Genomic DNA, 910 nt, shown 5'->3' with positions numbered 1-910 from the left:
ATACTGACGTATCAAGCCATTATGGTTTTCATTTAGGCCTCGTTCCCATGAATGGTAAGGGTGTGCAAAGTACGTTTCAACCTCCAAAACTTCCTTTATTTGTGCGTGATAAGCAAATTCTTTCCCATTATCGAACGTGATTGTCTTCAGCTGCTCTTTTTCTGACTGCAAAAGCTCAAGGATCACTGCCGTGACTACCTTCGCATGTTTTGAAGGTGCTCGGCCAATAAGCGTCTTTTTACTCACACGGTCGGCAAGCGTCACTAGGACTCCTTTGTGGCCTTTTCCAATAACAGTATCCGCTTCCCAGTCACCTAAGCGGATTTTTTCATCGACAATGGAAGGCCTTTCATCAATTGACACTCGGCCTACGATTTGGCCTCTAGCCTCTGTTGAACCTGTCCGCTTCTTATAAGGCTTTCTATGGCGAAGGTGCTTATGTAGATCGCCGCCAGAGGCTTTGTCTTTCTGTATAAACCCATAGATGGTTGTCGCGCATACCGTTTCAAATCCTTCGGCCTTTAAGCGACCTTGTATCTGCTCTGGACTCCAATCCTTCCTAATATTGACAGAGAGCACCTCTTGTACTTCGGAAGTCAATTTGATGCGTCTAGGTCTACCTTTATGCCGTTGTTTAGCTTTTTCATTGGCTTGATTTGGTCTATAGCCCCGAAGTCCTGTGTTACGTTTGATTTCTCGGGATACAACACTATGGTGCCTATTGATTAAAGAGGCGATTTTACGATGAGAAAGTTTGTCTGTTACGCCTTCATAAATCTGGTATCGTTCATCTTCGGTCAGTCGGGTATATGTCTTGGGCATAGAGAGCTCACATTGGTTTTAGTCGGCCGTGAGTTTCGCCCACTGACCATTAAAATTCAACGTGTCGCACTGGCTACTGAAATCCGCG

At 45.2% G+C, this 910-nt stretch carries 1 protein-coding gene; it reads right to left on the bottom strand.

The window, feature by feature from the left end; all coding sequences use genetic code 11:
- Nucleotides 1-822: IS30 family transposase (locus AB4484_RS26105; protein WP_372080986.1), on the bottom strand; the 822-nt coding region annotated here is incomplete at its 3' end.
- Nucleotides 823-910 lie beyond the last annotated feature (88 nt).

This window comes from Vibrio sp. 10N.261.46.A3, from assembly GCF_041472995.1.
In the GTDB taxonomy this organism is placed as follows: Bacteria; Pseudomonadota; Gammaproteobacteria; order Enterobacterales; family Vibrionaceae; genus Vibrio; species Vibrio coralliirubri.
The sequence above is the reverse complement of the archived record's forward strand: the minus strand, read 5'-3'. Positions and strand labels throughout refer to the sequence as shown.